Here is a 17372-nt window from a genome sequence, read left to right as displayed (position 1 = left end):
CAATATATAATGTTTGCTGTAGCTAAATTTATGGGAACAAAAAATGATGCTATCCACCTGAAATGAGTATGCTTAAATCCAGGATATTAGGCGCAAATATAAAAATCTGTATCTATATAAACAAGAGCAAGAATATTTCATATCGTCATCAATGCCACAGCATAATTCCGTTGCTATAACTGACGTGCAAGCAGCACAAGAGCGGATTTTGGGGATTGCCCACCGCACACCTGTGCTGACTTCTAGAATCGTTAACGATCGCACCAATAGTCAAGTGTTTTTTAAGTGCGAAAACTTTCAACGCACGGGGGCATTTAAATTTAGAGGTGCGTACAATGCCCTAGCCCAACTATCGGTAGCAGAAAAACAAACAGGCGTTCTCACCTATTCATCGGGAAATCATGCCCAAGCGATCGCTTTAGCTGGAAAACTCCTAAAGATTCCCACCACTATTGTCATGCCTGATGATGCACCCGTTGTCAAACAAACTGCTACTCGTGGTTATGGTGCAGAGATAATTTTATACAATCGCCAAGAAACAAACCGAGAAGAATTAGCCCAAAATTTAGCACGCCATCGCTCTCTCACTCTGATTCCTCCTTACGATCATCCCCATGTAATCGCTGGACAGGGGACAACTGCTTTAGAAATGATCCAAGAAGTTGGTCAATTGGACTTACTATTAGTTTGTTGTGGCGGTGGCGGATTAGTTTCAGGTTGTGCGATCGCAGCCAAAGCACTTTTACCCAATTGTAAAGTAATCGGGGTAGAACCAGCACTTGCCGACGATGCTACCCGCTCCTTTCACACCAAAACGCTGCAAACTGTCAAGAATCCTGATACCATCGCCGATGGTGCCCGGACTCCTAGCCTTGGTCAAATTACTTTCCCCTTAGTGCTGCATTACGTCGATGATATGGTAACGGTATCTGAAGAAGCGATTCTTCGCACCATGTTTTTTTTGTGGGAACGTCTGAAAATTGTCGTTGAACCCACCGGAGTACTTGCAGCAGCAGCATTACTCGAAGGTGTGGTGACAGCGCCAGAGGCGAGGGTTGGTGTGATCATTAGCGGTGGGAATGTAGATTTGGCGCAAGTTGGTAAATTGTTTTCTGTGGGATTGTAATCAAGTCTTTGTTAGCCCACCCAGAAAAGCCCTGTTTGTGTAGCCGCGAATTCCATTCGCTTACTTAATGGACTTCCAGGAAATAAAATATCCAGTTAATGAAAATCATAATCATTACATATGAGGGAGGGATTTAGGTGAGGGCTTTTGATTCATGCAAGAAGTCTATTCTATAGGTTCAACGGGTTGCAGCGATCGCCCAGCAGTGCGGACAGGTGTTTTTCATCGCTAAAGTGAAACGATAAAGGGATAAGAGTAAGGTTACTTTCCCTCCTTCACCAAGGATTACCAACCATTGTGAATCCAGCCCAATAATAAGGATGCATAAGGGATTGTTCAGCTTCATCAACACTGTCAGTAGGTAAAGGCAAGTTCCCGACTAGTCCCAAACCTTGTATTTGACCATTTTTTACGTAAATTTGCCCTTTGGCCATAGCAACCTGAGCCTGTCTGAGAGCTTCTGCCTTAATAGGGGCTGTCTTCAAGTTCTGATAAAATTTCGTCATCAACGCTGCTGTACCAGCATCGCTGACCGACCAAAGACTGGCAACAGTAGTTTTCACACCTGCCAGCACTGCTAAACCAGCAAATCCAAGCTCGGACTCTTCATCCCCTAAGGCTGTTCTACAAGCACTCAGCACCAGCATTTCAACTTGGGGTTCATTCAAGCGCAACTGTCGTAATTGGTTCAAGTGTAATTTGTCCTCCCATAGTTGAATATAGGAATTACTCAAAGCGCCAGTAGCAAAATCGGCATGGGTTGCCATGTGAATAATCCCAAAAGGTTGTTGGCGGCGGATAGTTTTGAGATTTTCTAAGGTGGCTTGTTTGTCTAACAATAATTTGCCCTGCCAGAGTTTAGACACTAGTGTTGATAACTCAAGGGGGACTGCTGGTAAAGGCTCTTGTCCCTGAGTACTCTGGGAAACCCCCAACGCTAAAATTTGAGATTTTTTGATGTCTTTATAAAGGGTGTTAGTCAAGCTGAGACTGGGCATCAAGCCAATACTATATTTTTCTACTAGAAACCCCTTACCATCGTGAAGTGCTGCCATTGGGGTTGAACGTAACCCAATGTCTGGTAAAAAGACTAGATTATTGATTCCTCTCGCCTGTAAATCTGCCTCTAGTGGTGCAATAATCCAGCGATAAAGTTGTTGAGATGAACGCAAATAACCGGTGCGGCGACGGTTTTGTGGACTAACGATTTGGTCACGAAATTCCTGAGCTACTTGAAGAACTTTGGCTCTGGTCGTTTCTGGGATGCGCTTGCGGATAGGATCACCTTTTCCAGTTACTACTACTAGTTCCAGTTGGTCGCTATCTTGCTCTGGTATGGTATTCAACTGTTTAGTAATTTTTTTAGCTTTGCCAAAATTTACTGGTGGTTTAATCTCCACAGGGACAAAACTGGTGTAGATAAATGCAGGTTTAACACCCGTAGCTTCTTCAATTTTGCGAGCAATTTCTTTGGCATCATCTAGTGTTTTGATTCTAGGAGTGGGGATGCCTAAATGGTCGGCAAAATCATCTGTGAAATCGCCTTCGGGAGTGGCATCAGTATTAATAACAGGGTCATTAATCTTAGGATTATCAGGGCCAGGGTTAACTGGTTTAACTGGATTGCATTGGAATGTGCAGGGGGGAGGATCTGGCCTGTCGATTGGTGGCGTGTCGTTTGGTCTGATGTTGATTGCTACCTGTATAGGTGTTGAGGATGAAACAACATCGCTAGCTCTGACTGTAAAAGCATTGATTAGCCCTGTGCTACCAATTGGTGGTGTGTAATTTAGTGTTTCACCTACAACTATTGTGTCTCCCGCAGCTAAAACCGTATCGCCTCGTCTCAGAGTTCCTGCTTGGACAGTATCAATTAAAACGGAGGTGTTATCTAGATTGACATCGCTAGTGTTGGCGGTAAATGTGAAGGTAAAGGGTTGATTAGCTTGAGCATTGGATGAGAGGAGCGGGTTTGTCGTCAGTGTAGGGGGTGTGTTGACGGAAGTAATGGTGATGCCGGTTGGAGTGCCGATCGCATCTCCACCATTAGGTAAAACTGGAAAGCTAGCCAAAGAGGTGATTGAACTTCCTCCGGTATTAATTGACCCTGCTGTGCCATTAACACTCGCATTACCTACGATAAATGGCACATTGTTTGGCCCACCATCATGTCGAATTTTAACAGTACCTCCCGCTAAAGGTTGAACGGTAGAAGCTCCTTCGCCAGTAAAAAATCCACCAGTTGCGATCGTTTCACCCGCTCCTATTCCTTGAATTACTCCGTTGGTCAAAACTTGCACATTGCCACCTTGAACAGTGTTACCATTCGCAAGGTCTGCTATGGACTGTGTATTGATGGTGGTAAAACGAATATTGCTACCAGCGGTATTGGTGGTCTGTAAAGTAACGTTTCCACCTGTAACACTTCCAGTACCATCGACTCCAATGGCGATCGCTGAGGCGTTAATGCCGTCATTAACGGTGATATTATCTCTAGCAGTTAAGCTGACTGCACCAGCCGCCCCGGTAAAATCGCCACCTCCGTTCTTGACTACAGACGAGTTTATTGCCTTTGTGGTAATACTACCTGCGGTGGTTGTTACTTGTACATTGCCACCTGTACCTAAGCCACCAGCATCACTGGAAGAGGAATTAATGGTATCTGTGAGGATATTGCCTGCCGCAGTCAAAGTTACCGTTCCCCCCGTGGCATTACCAATCCCTCCACTATCGCTGGTGTTGATCTGATTCAGGGTAATTCCACCATTGCTGCTGATGACTTGAACATTACCTGCTGAGTAGCCCTGTCCACTGGCAATAATGTTGCCTGCACTAATGTTTCCACTCGCAGACAAGTTTACATCCCCACTTCTACTGAAATCACGAGTTGTGTCTAGATTTCCTAGTGATAGGCTGGCTCCAGAAATGTTTATTGCTCCTCCGGTTGTGCCGATTGTGTTGGTGGGATTAACAAAGTTTACAGAACCATTTTGTGAAGTTAAGCTGAAGCTACCACCGCCTAAGTTTAATGTAGCGACACCAGGGGTAGTTACTCCGGGCGTAGCTCCGGTGATGTTATTGATGGTAATATTCCCTGTGGCTTGTAAGTTGATATTTGCACCCGACGCGGCGATCGCACCCCAAGAAACGTTATTAGCCCCAATATCTGCATCGTTAAAAGCAATGTTGCCAGCTGTGGCATCAAAATCACCTGTCCCTGCTGCACCATCGATAATAGTTAATGTGCTGGGGTCTAGTAATAAAGTGCCAAAACTGCCATTGGGGGCTGAAGTATTTACCACACCTCTAAAGGTCAAGAAATTTTTGCCTGATACTTCTACAAAACCACCATTCCCGGCATTTGCTCCTCCACGAGCCGAAATGTTACCAAAAAATTGAGTTGTATCGTTACCCCAAACAATGACGCGTCCACCGTTTCCATTCAAATTGCTATCGGCATTAATGACGGAGTTTGAGTCAACATAAGTCTGATCTGCATTGGGCAAAGTCCCCTTACCTTGATAATCACCGCCAATTAGCACAGTGCCACCGCCATTGGTTCCAGAGGCGTTAATCTTGACATCAACCACTGCAACTTTTTTACCCAAAGCTGTTACCGTACCGCCTGTTTTACTTGATACATTCACTTTGCCAGAAACAATCGTTGTACCTGGAGTTGTCGGAATCGTGACATTAGAGCCTGTCAGTTGCACAGTCCCATCGGGATTGGCAGTTAACCCAGCGCTACCAACTGTGAGCAATTCGGGTAAAGATGCAATGGGAATTGTCCAGTTATTGGGTTGGTTGCTACTAGAGGCGAGGGGCTGAATTTCCAGACTCAACAAATTTCCTGGCTGACTGAGACGCACCCAATTTTCCCCTGGTACGGATGTGACAGAAATCTGTCCTTCCGGTGCCGAAAGTTGCCCAGTATTTACCACCGTACCGCCTAATAAATTCAAATTCTGCCCAGCCCCGACTGCCAAATTTCCAGCATTCACGATCGCTCCTGGCTGGTTCGTACTAAAGCCAAATCCGTTGGGGTTTCCAACTAAACGAGTGTAGTCATTAACACCGATGGCGTTGAACCAACTGCTGCCAAAACCAATACCATTGGCTGTTGTTGCCGTGAAAGCACCAGGCACATTTAAGCTGGCGTTTGATCCAAAAATAAATCCGGCAGGATTCATCAAGAAAAGGTTAGCATTGCCACCTGTTACCTGAATTAAGCCATTAATAATGGAGGCATTCCCGCCTGTGATTCGACCAAGGATATTTTGCAGCGCTGGACTGGTTTGAAAGTTGGCGATTTGTTCTGGTTGAATCCCAAATTGTTGAAAGCTGTGGAAGAGGTTAACACCATCCCTAGAAGTTGTACCACCACTGATATCAAGTCGATTGCCGTTGGGAGTAACAATTGTGTTTGTACCATCAGTAGCAGGGACAATTTTTTGTGCTTGGGCTAATCCTGCACTCATAGCTGTCACCAACGGCACAATAGCTAGCACTGAAGCGGCGATGCTGGGCAGTAGAGGTTTTTTGCGCCGCAATATGAAGCGACCTGTGGGGAATTCTACATCGATTTGTAACTTCTCTGCTAGTCTGCGTCGCCAAAGTGCTTGAGCGATCGCCTTACCAGACCAGAGTATTTGTTCTTTTTTTCTAGTAGTAGAGATGCTTTGAGAATGAATCCGGTAGAGGTAGAGTGGCTCTTTAACTCGGCGCACCTGGGCTACTTCTGAAAGTCGTAGACATAGGTCGTAATCTTCGGCAGAGTGGAACGACTTGTTAACACCTCCCACCTGGTCGTAAACCGACCGCCGAATCAAGCGGAAGTGAAACGTCATGAAGTCTACTAACAGCCGTTCTTTGGAGTAGGGAATGTCACAGCGATGACTGTAGCCGATGACTTTGCCTTCTTGATCAATATTTAAGTAGTCGGTGTAAACAAATCCTGTTTCGGGATGGCTGTTGAGTACGGTAGCAGTTTTTGCGAGGGCGGTAGGGGCTAGGATATCATCACTGTCTACCAAACCGATGTAAGCGCCACTGGTTAGGTTGATTGCTGCCTTACAAGCCGCAGCAACTCCCTGATGGTGTGCTTGGAATACCCGCACTCGCCCATCTTGTTGAGCATATTCGTGAGCGATCGCCACTGATCCATCTGTGGAGCCATCATCCCAAATTAGTAGCTCAAAGTCCTGCCATGTCTGCGCTAAGACACTAGCGATCGCTTCTCTAAGGTAAGACTCCCGGTTGTAATTGACGATGACAATGGAGATCAGTGGTGACATCGAAGTATTCCCAAGTTTTTTACCTGTTACCACAATATAATGCTAGGGACTATCACTTAGAATAAATCGCTGTTAATTATAGTTTTAGTTACAAATCTTCTGAAATCTGCATGTCAAAAATATGATATTGAAATATTCATGCACCCATAGCATACTCAAAAACCAAAATCAGCCAAGTCGGAAGATAAGGCATCCCACTGAGGATAAATGAGAAAAGAAACAGAAACTGATGTTAAGCCTCGAACGACGACTCAGCAACGAATTGTCTGTTTCTCTCATCAGTTACACATTTGGCGGAGTTTGGCAACTAGTAAGTTGAGTAAGCACAGTTTCAGTTTTCAGTGCAGCTTGCTAATTCTGTCTGCGGTCTGGATTGTAACTGCAAATGGACTTAGAGCTACGGCGAATATCGGCGTTGTAGAACAGTGGGATGAATTGGGGCAAGCAGGGGGAGCAGGGGGAGCAGGGGGGGAATTTTGGAAGTTGCTAAATCATTCCGCAAATATGCAACGCCTGAATATCTTTACACCTGACTCGGCTCAAAATAGCAGTCAGGCACAGTTACAAATAGTACAGACACCAGAACCTTCGCCAACAACTGACCCCAATCAACTAGAACCGAATCCCCAATCATCTCCACCACAACGCATTCGGGTTCGCAAAATCCAGGTTGTAGATAGCACAGTCTTTAGTGAAAAGGACTTTAATCCAGTTGTGAAACCGTTTGAAGAACGGGACTTGACTTTAGAAGAAATCAGACAAGCCGCAGATGCCATTACCCAGCTTTACCTAAATAAAGGCTATTTAAATTCCAGAGCGATTCCAGACACTCAACAACCTATTACCGCAGATGGTGTTGTGGTAATTCGGGTCATCGAAGGGCGTTTGACAGAGATTGACATCGAAGGGACGCGGCGATTAAACCCATCTTATATTCGTAGTCGCATCCAACTAGGTGCCGGCATCCCTCTCAATACTGGTAAGCTCGAAGAACAACTGAAACTGTTGCGACTCGATCCCTTATTTACAAATGTGGAAGCGCGGCTGCGTCCAACGGGTAAGGTTGGTCAAAGTATTCTCATTGTCAGAGTTGAAGAGGCAAAGCCTTTAACTGGTAGCTTGGGTGTAGATAATTATTCGCCTCCGAGTATTGGGGCGGAAAGATTGGGTGTTGAACTGCGCGATCGCAATTTAACTGGTATGGGAGATGAATTAGCTGGTTCATATTACCACACGCTCTCTGGTGGTTCCGATGCCTTTGATTTTAGCTATCAAGTTCCCGTTAACGCCATGAACGGTAAGGTGCAGATTAGAGCGGCATTTAATCGCAACGAAATCACTGAGCCACCCTTTGATGTGTTTGGCATTCGGGCCAACCAGGATCTTTATGAAATCAATTATCGTCAACCATTGATGCGATCGCCAAGAGAAGAATTTGCCCTATCCTTGGGATTTACCTATGAAGATGGTCAAACCTTCCTTTTCGATAACCTTGCAACCCCCTTTGGCATTGGGCCTGATGCCAATGGAGTTAGCCGTACCAGTGTAATTAAATTTGGTCAAGACTATATCAGGCGCGAACCTCAAGGAGCCTGGTTTTTGCGATCGCAATTTAGTTTTGGCCTTGGCATATTAGATGCAACTATCAACAACGATCCCATACCTGATGGTCGCTTTTTCAGTTGGTTGGGTCAAGTCCAGCGAGTACAGCAACTTAGCAACGATCAGCTGTTGCTCATCCAAGCAGACTTGCAGTTAACACCAGATAGCCTTTTACCTTCACAACAATTCGTCATTGGCGGTGGCCAATCTGTACGGGGATATCGCCAAAATATCCGCTCTGGGGATAATGGATTTCGTGTAGCGATCGAAGATCGGATCACAGTCCAGCGCAATGAATCTGGATTATCTACGGTTCAACTTGCGCCATTTGTAGACATGGGAGCCGTCTGGAATCAGTCTAATAATCCCAATCAGCTACCCGATCAAACTTTTTTGGTGGGCGCAGGCTTAGGATTTTTGTGGAATCAGGCAATGGGAATTGATAATCTGTTTTTGCGGCTCGATTATGGATTTCCATTTATCGATCTGAGCGATCGTGGTAATAACGCCCAGGATGATGGCTTTTACTTCAGCCTTCGCTATCAACCCTAGTGAAGTGGTGCGTTAGCCTTTGGCGTAACTACCAAAATCTGACTTTTCACATCATGTGGAAAAGCTAAGGCAAAACCTAACCTCTTAACCCCTTTCCCGCACGCAATTTTCATTTTCATTAAAACTAATTTGGATATTTTAACTGATTTACAAATCTCTAATATTACTGAAATTATCTTTCTAATGTTATACAAAACTTTACATATCATCACGAAAGTATTTGCTAATCTACTCTGTAAGCTTTTAGGACAGCCTAGTGTTAGTAATTTAGAAACTCAACTGCATGATAAACACGTTCAAATTCAGCAGCTAGAAGAGCAAGAAAGGGCGCTTTACCGAGTTATTAGCAAAATCCGAGCTTCTCTTGAGTTAGAAACAATTTTTCGTACAGCCACTAAGGAAACTTGCAAGTTACTCCGCGTCGAGCGGATTGCCGTCTATCGTTTCTATGAAAACTGGGGTGGAGAATTTGTCAGCGACTTTGAGTTTGTAGAGACTGGATGGGATGATGTAGACACATTAGGAAAAAATACAGTTTGGAATGACTCTTATCTACAAGAACATCAAGGTGGACGGTATCGTAATAATGAAACTTTAGTTGTTTCAGATGTCTACGCAACAGGCTTGTCTCAATGCCATTTAGAAATTTTAGAACAGTTCCATATTCGAGCTTATGCAACTGCACCAATTTTTGTTGGAAAAAAACTGTGGGGAGTGCTTGCTGCTTATCAGCACTCACAGCTACATGAATGGAAAAAATTAGAAATTCGGTTTCTGTCTCAGATTGCAACGCAGTTAGGATTTGCAGTTAAACAAGCAGAATTTTTAGCTCAAGCAGAACAAAAAGCAGCAGAACTGTATAAAGCGAATCAGCAGCAGGATATTCTGTTTAATTTAGTTGCTGAAATTCGTGAATCTCTTAATCTAGACACCTTGTTTAAGACTACTGCACGAGAAATTCGTAAAGCTCTCCGTACTGATCGCGTCAGTATATTTCGATTTGACCTGGGATCGAACTATACCTCTGGTGAATTTGTCTCCGAGAATGTATTACCTGACTACGATTCTACGATCACCATAAAGTTGAAGGATAATTGTTTTGGTGAAAAATATGCAGTTACTTATCACCAAGGGCGGATACAAGTATTATCAGATGTTTATCAAGCTGGGCTAAAGGATTGCCACCTTCAACTGTTAGAGCAATTTCAAATCAAGGCGCAAATTGTTGCACCTCTAATGAAAGGAAAAACTTTATGGGGATTACTATGTGTTCATCAGTGCCGTTGTTCACGCGAATGGAAAACGTCTGAAATTCAATTTATCCGACAGTTAGCAGCTCAGTTTAATGTAGCTTTAGAACATTCCGAATTATTAGAGCAATCCCGCTCTCAAGCTAATCAACTTGCTGAAGCGAACCATGCTTTAGAAGTCGCAAATTCTCAGCTAGAAAAACTTAGTAAGCTAGATGCTCTAACCCAAATCGCAAACCGTCATTGTTTTGATGAATTTTTAGAGCAGGAATGGAATCGACTAAGACTAACTGAAAATTATTTATCTTTAGTTCTATTTGATATTGACTATTTCAAGGATTATAACGATTCTTATGGACACCTAGCTGGGGATGAATGCTTAATACAAGTTGCTCGTGCAGCACAAGCTGTATTAAAGCGTCCTACTGATCTACTAGCTCGTTATGGTGGTGAAGAATTTATTGTCATTTTACCAAATACGAGCGAATCAGGTGCTATTAAAGTAACTAAGTTGATTCAAAAGTCTATTCAAGAATTAAAGATTCCCCATATGAAGAAGAATAACTTTCAATATTTTGTGACCGTCAGTTTAGGTGTGGCAATTCAAAGACCAACAGCTAAAAGTTCAGCTCAAGACTTGATTAACGCAGCCGACAAAGCTTTGTATAAAGCTAAAGAACAAGGACGCAATAGGTGGGTTTTTGCTGCAAAACTCTAAGTCTGGTGGGGATGAATAGGGGTTCAGCCAGGATACCTATAAAAGTGTGATTCGTTCGCTCGAAATGAGTAGTAATTCTTAAAAGATAAGCGGCAGGTTGAAAATTAACAAGGAGGATAAAAAATATCTCAACCTGATACCATTTCAGGAAAACCTTGATACACATAGATTTATCGTAGGCGCATGGTATTGCCATGCGTGTCAACTTAAGCTAAAACCCTTTTAAAACCTCGTTTACAGCCTCTGGCTGGAAATGCTGTTTCATTGCGGCTCTGCCGCAAGTCTTGAGGCGGCAGCCCCCCCATTAGGCATTCCCAGTCTGAGACTGGGAATGAGACAACGAGACAATCTCTAAAAGCTGGCTCTAGACTGGCTTTCAAGTTAAGTTGACACCAATGGGCATTGCCATGCCCTTACCAACGTATTTGTATCATTATTAAAGTGAAATGGTATGACACCTGACTAATAAATCACTATCTGAGGTTGCTCAATTGTGCCATCGGGCATGATAGTATCCCGAAACTTCGCATAAATCAGCTTTGTCTCCCAAAGGTTTGCCTTACTCAAGTTTGCCTTGGTTAAATTTGCCCATGTCAGGTCTGCACCAGTTAAGTTGGCCTCAGTCAAATTAGCTTCTAGTAATTTTGCTCCACATAGCTTTGCTCCTGCAAGATTTGCAAAATTTAAGTTAGCTTCAATCAGCGATGCTTCAATTAAGTTGGCTTTACTTAGGTCTGCTTCTCTTAAATCCGCATCACATAAAGAAGCACCCCAAAGATTACTACTTGTGAATTTCACCCGCCATAAAAAAGTTCCGCACAAATTTGCTCGTGTTAAATCAGCATTAGTCAAATTAGCTTCACACAAAGATGCTTCATACAAATTAGCTTCACGTAAGCTAGCTTCCATCAAATTTGCGCCACTTAAATTAGCACGAGTGAGGACACAGCCACACAGATTTGCACCACGCAAATCCGCTCCTATGAAGTTAACACCACTTAAATCAATTCCTTCCAGGTCGATTTCACTCAAGTCACATCCACTGAAATCTCGGCGCTGAAAATATTTATTTGTGATTTGACTTAATATAAATTCTTGTTTATCGGCATAATTTTTCATGGTATTCACCTCTGGGTGTAATTTATCTCAAAGGTCGAGTGTGGTAGTTACCGTATATTGAGATTACACCCCAAATGGAGATAAGCTGAGTAAATAATCAAAAATAAATTCCCAAAAAATCGCCAATCACCTGAAAATAGGCTTTTGAAGTAGTTTTAAAACAAAAAATGCTGACATAGGTCAGGAAATATTCATACAACAGGAGTCATTCAATTTTAGATTTTGGATTATGGTGAAGCAGCGCGGTGGCTCCCCCATGCCCAAGATTAAAATTCGCGTTGTGAAAAGATAAAAATAGCGATCGCTAACAACATGGCACTATAAAGTAAGCCATAGCCAGTATTTGTAATCAGTGCAGTTGTGTCAGGTAGTGCTTGCAGACCATAAACAGCATCATTTTTCAAATCTAATCGAGATAAATCTGGCAAGATGAGAAACAAAGCTTGAGTTAGACGTTCCATACCAGGGTTGCGGCTAAGACGCCCAAGTTGTACTAAATCTTGAGTAATATTTCCGATTAAATATACCGCAAAGGTTAAAACAGTCGCTAGCAGAGAACCAGTAAAAACACCGAAAGTAATAGATACAGCGGTGATTAATGACAACTGCAAAAATAAGAAAATTGCAGCAATTAGAATGCTCACGGTTGGATGAGGAATGTTACCAAATTGCAGAAATACCAGATAAATTGCTGTCATCGTGGCAACAAGTACAGCTAGGACTGCGGATAAACCCAAGTATTTGCCGACGATAATTTCGCTGCGGCTGACAGGTTTAGCAATTAGCATCAAGATAGTGCGTTTTTCAATTTCTTTATTAACCAGTCCCGTACCAACAAATATCGTAATAATTAACCCGATGGCATTCATCGCCGCCATCCCAAAGTCTAAAAACATTTTGTCTTCAGTGGTAGCTGCAAATTCAGGAAGGACGCGGAAGGCAGTGGCGAGTATTAGCGCATAAAAACCAATAATATATAGGATGCGATCGCGTACCACTTCCTGAAACACATTCTTTGCCAATACAAAAATTCTGTTAATAGTCATTTTTTATTGGGGTATGGGGTATGGGGTATTGGGCATTGGGTATGGGGAATTGGGAATTGGGAATTGGGTATTGGGCATTGGTTATTTCCCCCCTGCTCCCTCACTGCTGCGGAGGCGGTGATCCAGAAATAAATTTACTGAGGCGATCGCATTCAATTTCTGCAACTGTAATCTTATTCCCTGAATTGCTGGTTGCTGCAACTGGTTCAATCCGACAAGATTTTTTCAAGTAATAGCCCCGTGGGTTAGAACTCGGGCCTATCCAAATACTTAATAAATCTAATATATATCCAGATTTAGTATTAGCTACACGCGGTTCAACGCGCCATAGTTCCTTCTCTTCATATTTACCCAAGTTCTTTTGAATTACTCCTCTACCCAGAGTTCCTACCTGCTGTTTCGCATCTAGCAACCATTTCTCGACTTCCGACCAAGGTGTTTGGGCTATTTGATCTACTACTAGTGGTTGAAGTTTCTCTAGAATTACAACGCCATTTGTGGGGATTTTTACTGGTTGTTCTGTTCTGACAACAAAGGTACTACGTTTAAAAGTATCTGCCTGCAAACTGGGATATTGTCGTAACCAATTATCCATCACAAAGTAAAACTGAATCCAGCAACTTAGCAGCATACTACTAGCAACTAAAATTATGATTCTTTGGCGGTCTTCTGGCTTAGGAATTCGAGCTTTAGCATCGGTGTCATTTCCTTCAATAAATTCTGGGATTGCCGTAATTAGTGCTGAAATTGTCGGCCAAAAAACTATTGTTCTTGGTGTAATTACATCTTCTTGATTTCCAAATGCAAAAACACTCACTAAAAATCCAGTGATTACTGCCCCGACTGGCATAAAAGTACCAGGAACCCTCAAAGGATCTTCAGTTGTATACCAAGCTGTGCCGGCAATTAAAAATAACCAACCGAAAAAGGCAATAATATCTTTGATATAACCTGTAGCACAATATGAAAGTATCCAAGAGAAAACACTCAAATAAATAAATGTCTGCCAAGAATAAGCTTTGGGTGGAACTAATACCTTTCTAATTCCCGCATAAAGCCCTTCAGCAAATTTAAAAACCCCAAATACATCTTTAAATAGCGTATTCATGTTCCTCCTTCCACCTGATTAATCAATCACTAATTATCCTCTGGATTAAACAAGTCAATTCTTGCTATTTTGAGCGAACCAATAAAATAATTGTAATCACACTATAACTCAGAGAATTGGCTATTAATGTTGTAGTGACTAAATTGCCACTTTGTAGTCTAAGATTACTAAAGGTATGCAATTTTCGTCGTTGAAATGTTTTAGGTTCTTCTTCTTTTTTAGCAATTGGCTCATCTAATAATAGTAGTAATCCCCTTAATAGGAAATATTTCATCAAAAAAGTAGCAAAGAAAATTATAAAGGCAGTTAAAATAATTAGAGTTTGTGTGTTCGGTGATTTAAAATTATTAAAAAACATATAGTTAATTAATTCTGATTTTACTTGTATCGGCAACATTGGTTCTGATACAAAAAACATGAACCAACCAATTACACTAGAAAACAGATTGATAGAAATAGCATAAAAAGTGCTGGATTTTTTGTCAAATTTTAGTCGTTTGTGGAAAACATATGCTTCGATGGGGATGGCAATCAGTACAAATAAAAAGTCAAACAGAATTCCACCAATGGGAAAAATCCTGGGAAGCATCCAATTTTCAGGCATAAATGATCAAGGCTAAGGGTTAACTGTAGAGAGTATAACTGGGATAGTGAGGGTGATGGGGGAAATTATCCCATTGTTGTTATCCTTTACTATGCTGGTGTGCCAGTATTCCTCTATTGATATTGTTAATACATCAAGCTGACCCTTGTACGGTCGCGCAAGAGGGGCAGTTTCTAAGATCAGAGTACAAGACGTTAGGTAAGATTAAAGACTGCCACGTTATAGCTTTTCGAGAGATGACAAGGAACGGTATTGGGATTCGCACGGCGCAAGTGCGTCAAGAACGGCTCATTGGTCAAATTCACGTCTACGATGGCGTAGGGAAAGGTAAGTCTCAAGCGGCTTTGGGGGTGGTTTTGCGCTCCATTGGCTTGGGGATAAATACGCCTAGCAATTCTAACCGGGTTTTACTACTGCGGTTTTTAAAAGGGCCGGAACGTGATTATGACGAAGATGGAGCGATCGCAGCTTTGCAGCGCGGTTTTCCCCATTTAATTGACCAGGTTCGGACTGGGAGAGCCGAATTTTTTGGACATGAGGAAATTACCATCTTTGACCGAGATGAAGCGGGGCGGGGTTGGGATGTAGCTAAAGGTGCGATCGCCAGTGGTTTATATTCAGTTGTCGTCTTAGATGAAATTAACCCCGTTCTGGATCTAGGTTTGCTACCGGTGGATGAAGTGGTGCGGACATTAAAATCCAAACCCCAAGAGTTGGAAATCATTGCTACCGGACGCGCCGCACCGCAAAAGTTGCTCGATATTGCAGATTTGCACTCAGAAATGAAACCTCATCACCACCCAACAGCCAAAGCCCTCTTGCTTGAAGGGATTGAAATTTATACTGGTGCTGGTAAAGGCAAGTCTACTAGTGCTTTGGGCAAAGCCTTACAGGCAATTGGTAGGGGAATCAATCATCCAGGGTCTACCCGTGTGTTGATTATGCAGTGGCTTAAAGGTGGTAGTGGCTACACAGAAGACGCAGCGATCGCCGCCTTGCAGCAGTCATATCCAGAAGTGGTGGATCATCAGCGCTGCGGTCGAGATGCGATCGTCTGGCGAAATTCCCGGCAAGAATTAGACTACGTAGAAGCCGAACGGGGTTGGGAAATAGCTAAGGTTGCGATCGCCTCTGGTCTGTATAAAACTATTATTCTCGATGAACTAAATCCCACCGTTGACTTAGAACTACTCCCCGTTGAACCTATTGTCCAAGCTTTACTCCGCAAACCCCGCGACACCGAAATTATTATCACTGGCCGCTGCCAAAATCCACCCGCGTACTTCGACTTGGCTAGCGTCCACTCAGAGGTCTACTGCCACAAACACTATGCCAATCAAGGTGTGGAACTTAAACGAGGCGTAGACTTCTAGGCGTTGCTGATTAGTTTATATGCTAGATTTTCTAGGAAAATAAGAAATTTGTTTACCAAAATGGTAAACTTATATTAGTGTAGGAACGCATGGAAATCACCTTCGCTGACGGTAAACTGCAAAACCTATGCGAACAACAAAACTTAGCGCAAAGAAAATTGGGTGCAAACTGTGCCAAGAAATTAACAGCCCGATTGGCTGACCTTGAAGCTGTTAGCTGTGTCAAGGAATTATTTGCAGGTCGTCCCCATCCCTTAAAAGGAGATCGGGCAGGTGAATTTGCAGTAGACCTAGAAGGTGGTAAACGACTTTTATTTAAGCCAGATAACGACCCCATCCCCCTTACCCAGGATGGAAGCATTGATTGGTCAAAAGTTACTGCTGTTTGTATTGAATTCAATTGGAGATTACCATGATTGAGACAACCCGAACATTCGCTCCAGATTGGGTATCTCCTCCGGGTGATACCATCGCTGATATCTTAGAAGAGCGTGATTGGACACAAGTACAGTTAGCAGACCGATTAGGCTACACTACCAAACATATCAGCCTACTGCTCAACGGCAAAGCACCTATCAATGAAGAAACAGCCCTGAAGCTAGAACGAGTTTTAGGGAGTACAACAGCATTTTGGCTTAATCGTGAAGCCCAATATCGCGCCGGTTTAGCACGGATAGAAGAAGAAAGCCGCTTAAAGGGGTGGACATCTTGGTTAGATCAGTTACCAGTCAAAGAATTGATGAACCAAGGTGTAATTCCTAAGTGGCGTTTAATTGCTAAGAATAAGCCTGGTTTGGTAAAAAAGTTACTGCAATTTTTCGGTGTTGCCTCGCCGCAAGATTGGCAGAATTATTATGCAGGTATGGAAGTTGCTTTTCGTCGTACACGCGAAGAGCAAAGTGATGTTGGTGCTATTTCCACTTGGTTACGATTGGGGGAAATAAGAGCAGAACAATTAGACTCTCCCAAGTACAGTAAACCAAAATTTGAAAAGGCGGTGCGGGAAATTCGCACTTTGACGGTGTTACCGCCAGAGGAATTTGAACTACAGATGCAAAAGTTGTGCTTGGAAGCAGGGGTTGTGTTTGTATTAGTACCATCAATTAAGAAAGCGCACGTCAGTGGTGTTGCCCGGTGGTTAAACCCCCATAAGGCACTGATTCAACTTTCACTTTTCGGTAAAACCAATGACCGCTTCTGGTTTAATTTTTTCCATGAAGCAGCACATATCTTGCTACATGATAAGGAAAACATTTTTCTCGATGAATGGGATAGTGGGGAAAGTTTGAAATCGGAGCAGGAGGGCGAAGCAGATCAATGGTCGCGGGAATTTTTGATCCCACCTGAGTATGAGGGGGAATTAGCAAAGCTCAAATATGAAACTGATGTGATTGATTTTGCAGAACGTATCGGTATTCATCCTGCTATTGTTGTAGGTCGGCTGCAACACGATCATCTAATTGGTCCCTCTTGGATGAATGGTTTAAAGGTGAGTTTGCATTTTCAAGACATAGAAAAAGCAGACGATAATATAAACCGATACGTTGAAAATAGGGTAGAAATGTGTGAAGTTTAGCGCA

The 17372-nt window shown here is 42.9% G+C and carries 11 protein-coding genes; 6 read left to right on the top strand and 5 right to left on the bottom strand.

What is annotated here, in order from left to right; translation table 11 throughout:
• Window positions 1-151 precede the first annotated feature (151 nt).
• The gene (locus V7K30_RS01675; RefSeq protein WP_334996487.1) at window positions 152-1126 is read left to right on the top strand and encodes a threo-3-hydroxy-L-aspartate ammonia-lyase; all 975 of its coding nucleotides are present in this window, start codon (window positions 152-154) and stop codon (window positions 1124-1126) included.
• Between the two features lie 275 nt (window positions 1127-1401).
• Here the strand turns inward: V7K30_RS01675 and V7K30_RS01670 are convergent, their stop codons facing one another.
• Window positions 1402-6420, bottom strand: a complete 5019-nt coding sequence (locus tag V7K30_RS01670) for a CHAT domain-containing protein (protein ID WP_334996485.1) — start codon at window positions 6418-6420, stop codon at window positions 1402-1404.
• A 207-nt stretch (window positions 6421-6627) separates the two neighbouring features.
• Here V7K30_RS01670 and V7K30_RS01665 point away from each other — a divergent pair, with 207 nt between their 5' ends.
• Complete coding sequence (locus tag V7K30_RS01665; protein WP_334996482.1) at window positions 6628-8574, top strand: ShlB/FhaC/HecB family hemolysin secretion/activation protein; 1947 nt, start codon at window positions 6628-6630, stop codon at window positions 8572-8574.
• Between the two features lie 183 nt (window positions 8575-8757).
• Complete coding sequence (locus V7K30_RS01660; RefSeq protein WP_334996480.1) at window positions 8758-10542, top strand: diguanylate cyclase domain-containing protein; 1785 nt, start codon at window positions 8758-8760, stop codon at window positions 10540-10542.
• Window positions 10543-11004: 462 nt separating this feature from the next.
• On the opposite strand, the gene V7K30_RS01655 is transcribed toward V7K30_RS01660, so the two are convergent.
• The 4 genes from V7K30_RS01655 to fraC form a co-directional block, all read right to left on the bottom strand.
• The gene (locus V7K30_RS01655) at window positions 11005-11661 is read right to left on the bottom strand and encodes a pentapeptide repeat-containing protein (RefSeq protein ID WP_334996478.1); all 657 of its coding nucleotides are present in this window, start codon (window positions 11659-11661) and stop codon (window positions 11005-11007) included.
• 266 nt (window positions 11662-11927) lie between these two features.
• Window positions 11928-12707 carry an ABC transporter permease gene (locus tag V7K30_RS01650; RefSeq protein ID WP_334996476.1) on the bottom strand — a complete coding sequence of 260 codons (780 nt, stop codon included), beginning with the start codon at window positions 12705-12707 and terminating at the stop codon, window positions 11928-11930.
• 100 nt (window positions 12708-12807) lie between these two features.
• The gene (gene fraD, locus V7K30_RS01645) at window positions 12808-13815 is read right to left on the bottom strand and encodes a septal junction protein FraD (RefSeq protein ID WP_334996474.1); all 1008 of its coding nucleotides are present in this window, start codon (window positions 13813-13815) and stop codon (window positions 12808-12810) included.
• A 64-nt stretch (window positions 13816-13879) separates the two neighbouring features.
• Window positions 13880-14419 carry a filament integrity protein FraC gene (gene fraC / locus V7K30_RS01640; protein WP_334996472.1) on the bottom strand — a complete coding sequence of 180 codons (540 nt, stop codon included), beginning with the start codon at window positions 14417-14419 and terminating at the stop codon, window positions 13880-13882.
• Window positions 14420-14655: 236 nt separating this feature from the next.
• Between fraC and V7K30_RS01635 the strand changes: the two genes are divergently transcribed.
• From V7K30_RS01635 to V7K30_RS01625, 3 genes are all read left to right on the top strand, one after another.
• Entirely contained in the window at window positions 14656-15792 is a 1137-nt protein-coding gene (locus V7K30_RS01635) for a cob(I)yrinic acid a,c-diamide adenosyltransferase (RefSeq protein WP_334996470.1), read from the top strand.
• Window positions 15793-15881: 89 nt separating this feature from the next.
• Window positions 15882-16208 carry a type II toxin-antitoxin system RelE/ParE family toxin gene (locus V7K30_RS01630; RefSeq protein WP_334996468.1) on the top strand — a complete coding sequence of 109 codons (327 nt, stop codon included), beginning with the start codon at window positions 15882-15884 and terminating at the stop codon, window positions 16206-16208.
• A complete protein-coding gene (locus tag V7K30_RS01625) occupies window positions 16205-17368 on the top strand; it encodes a helix-turn-helix domain-containing protein (protein WP_334996466.1) in 1164 nt (387 codons plus the stop codon). The genes V7K30_RS01630 and V7K30_RS01625 overlap by 4 nt, the downstream gene beginning before the upstream one ends.
• The last annotated feature ends 4 nt before the right edge of the window (window positions 17369-17372 follow it).

It is taken from the genome of Nostoc sp. (assembly GCF_036917655.1).
In the GTDB taxonomy this organism is placed as follows: domain Bacteria; phylum Cyanobacteriota; class Cyanobacteriia; order Cyanobacteriales; family Nostocaceae; genus Nostoc.
The sequence above is the reverse complement of the archived record's forward strand: the minus strand, read 5'-3'. Positions and strand labels throughout refer to the sequence as shown.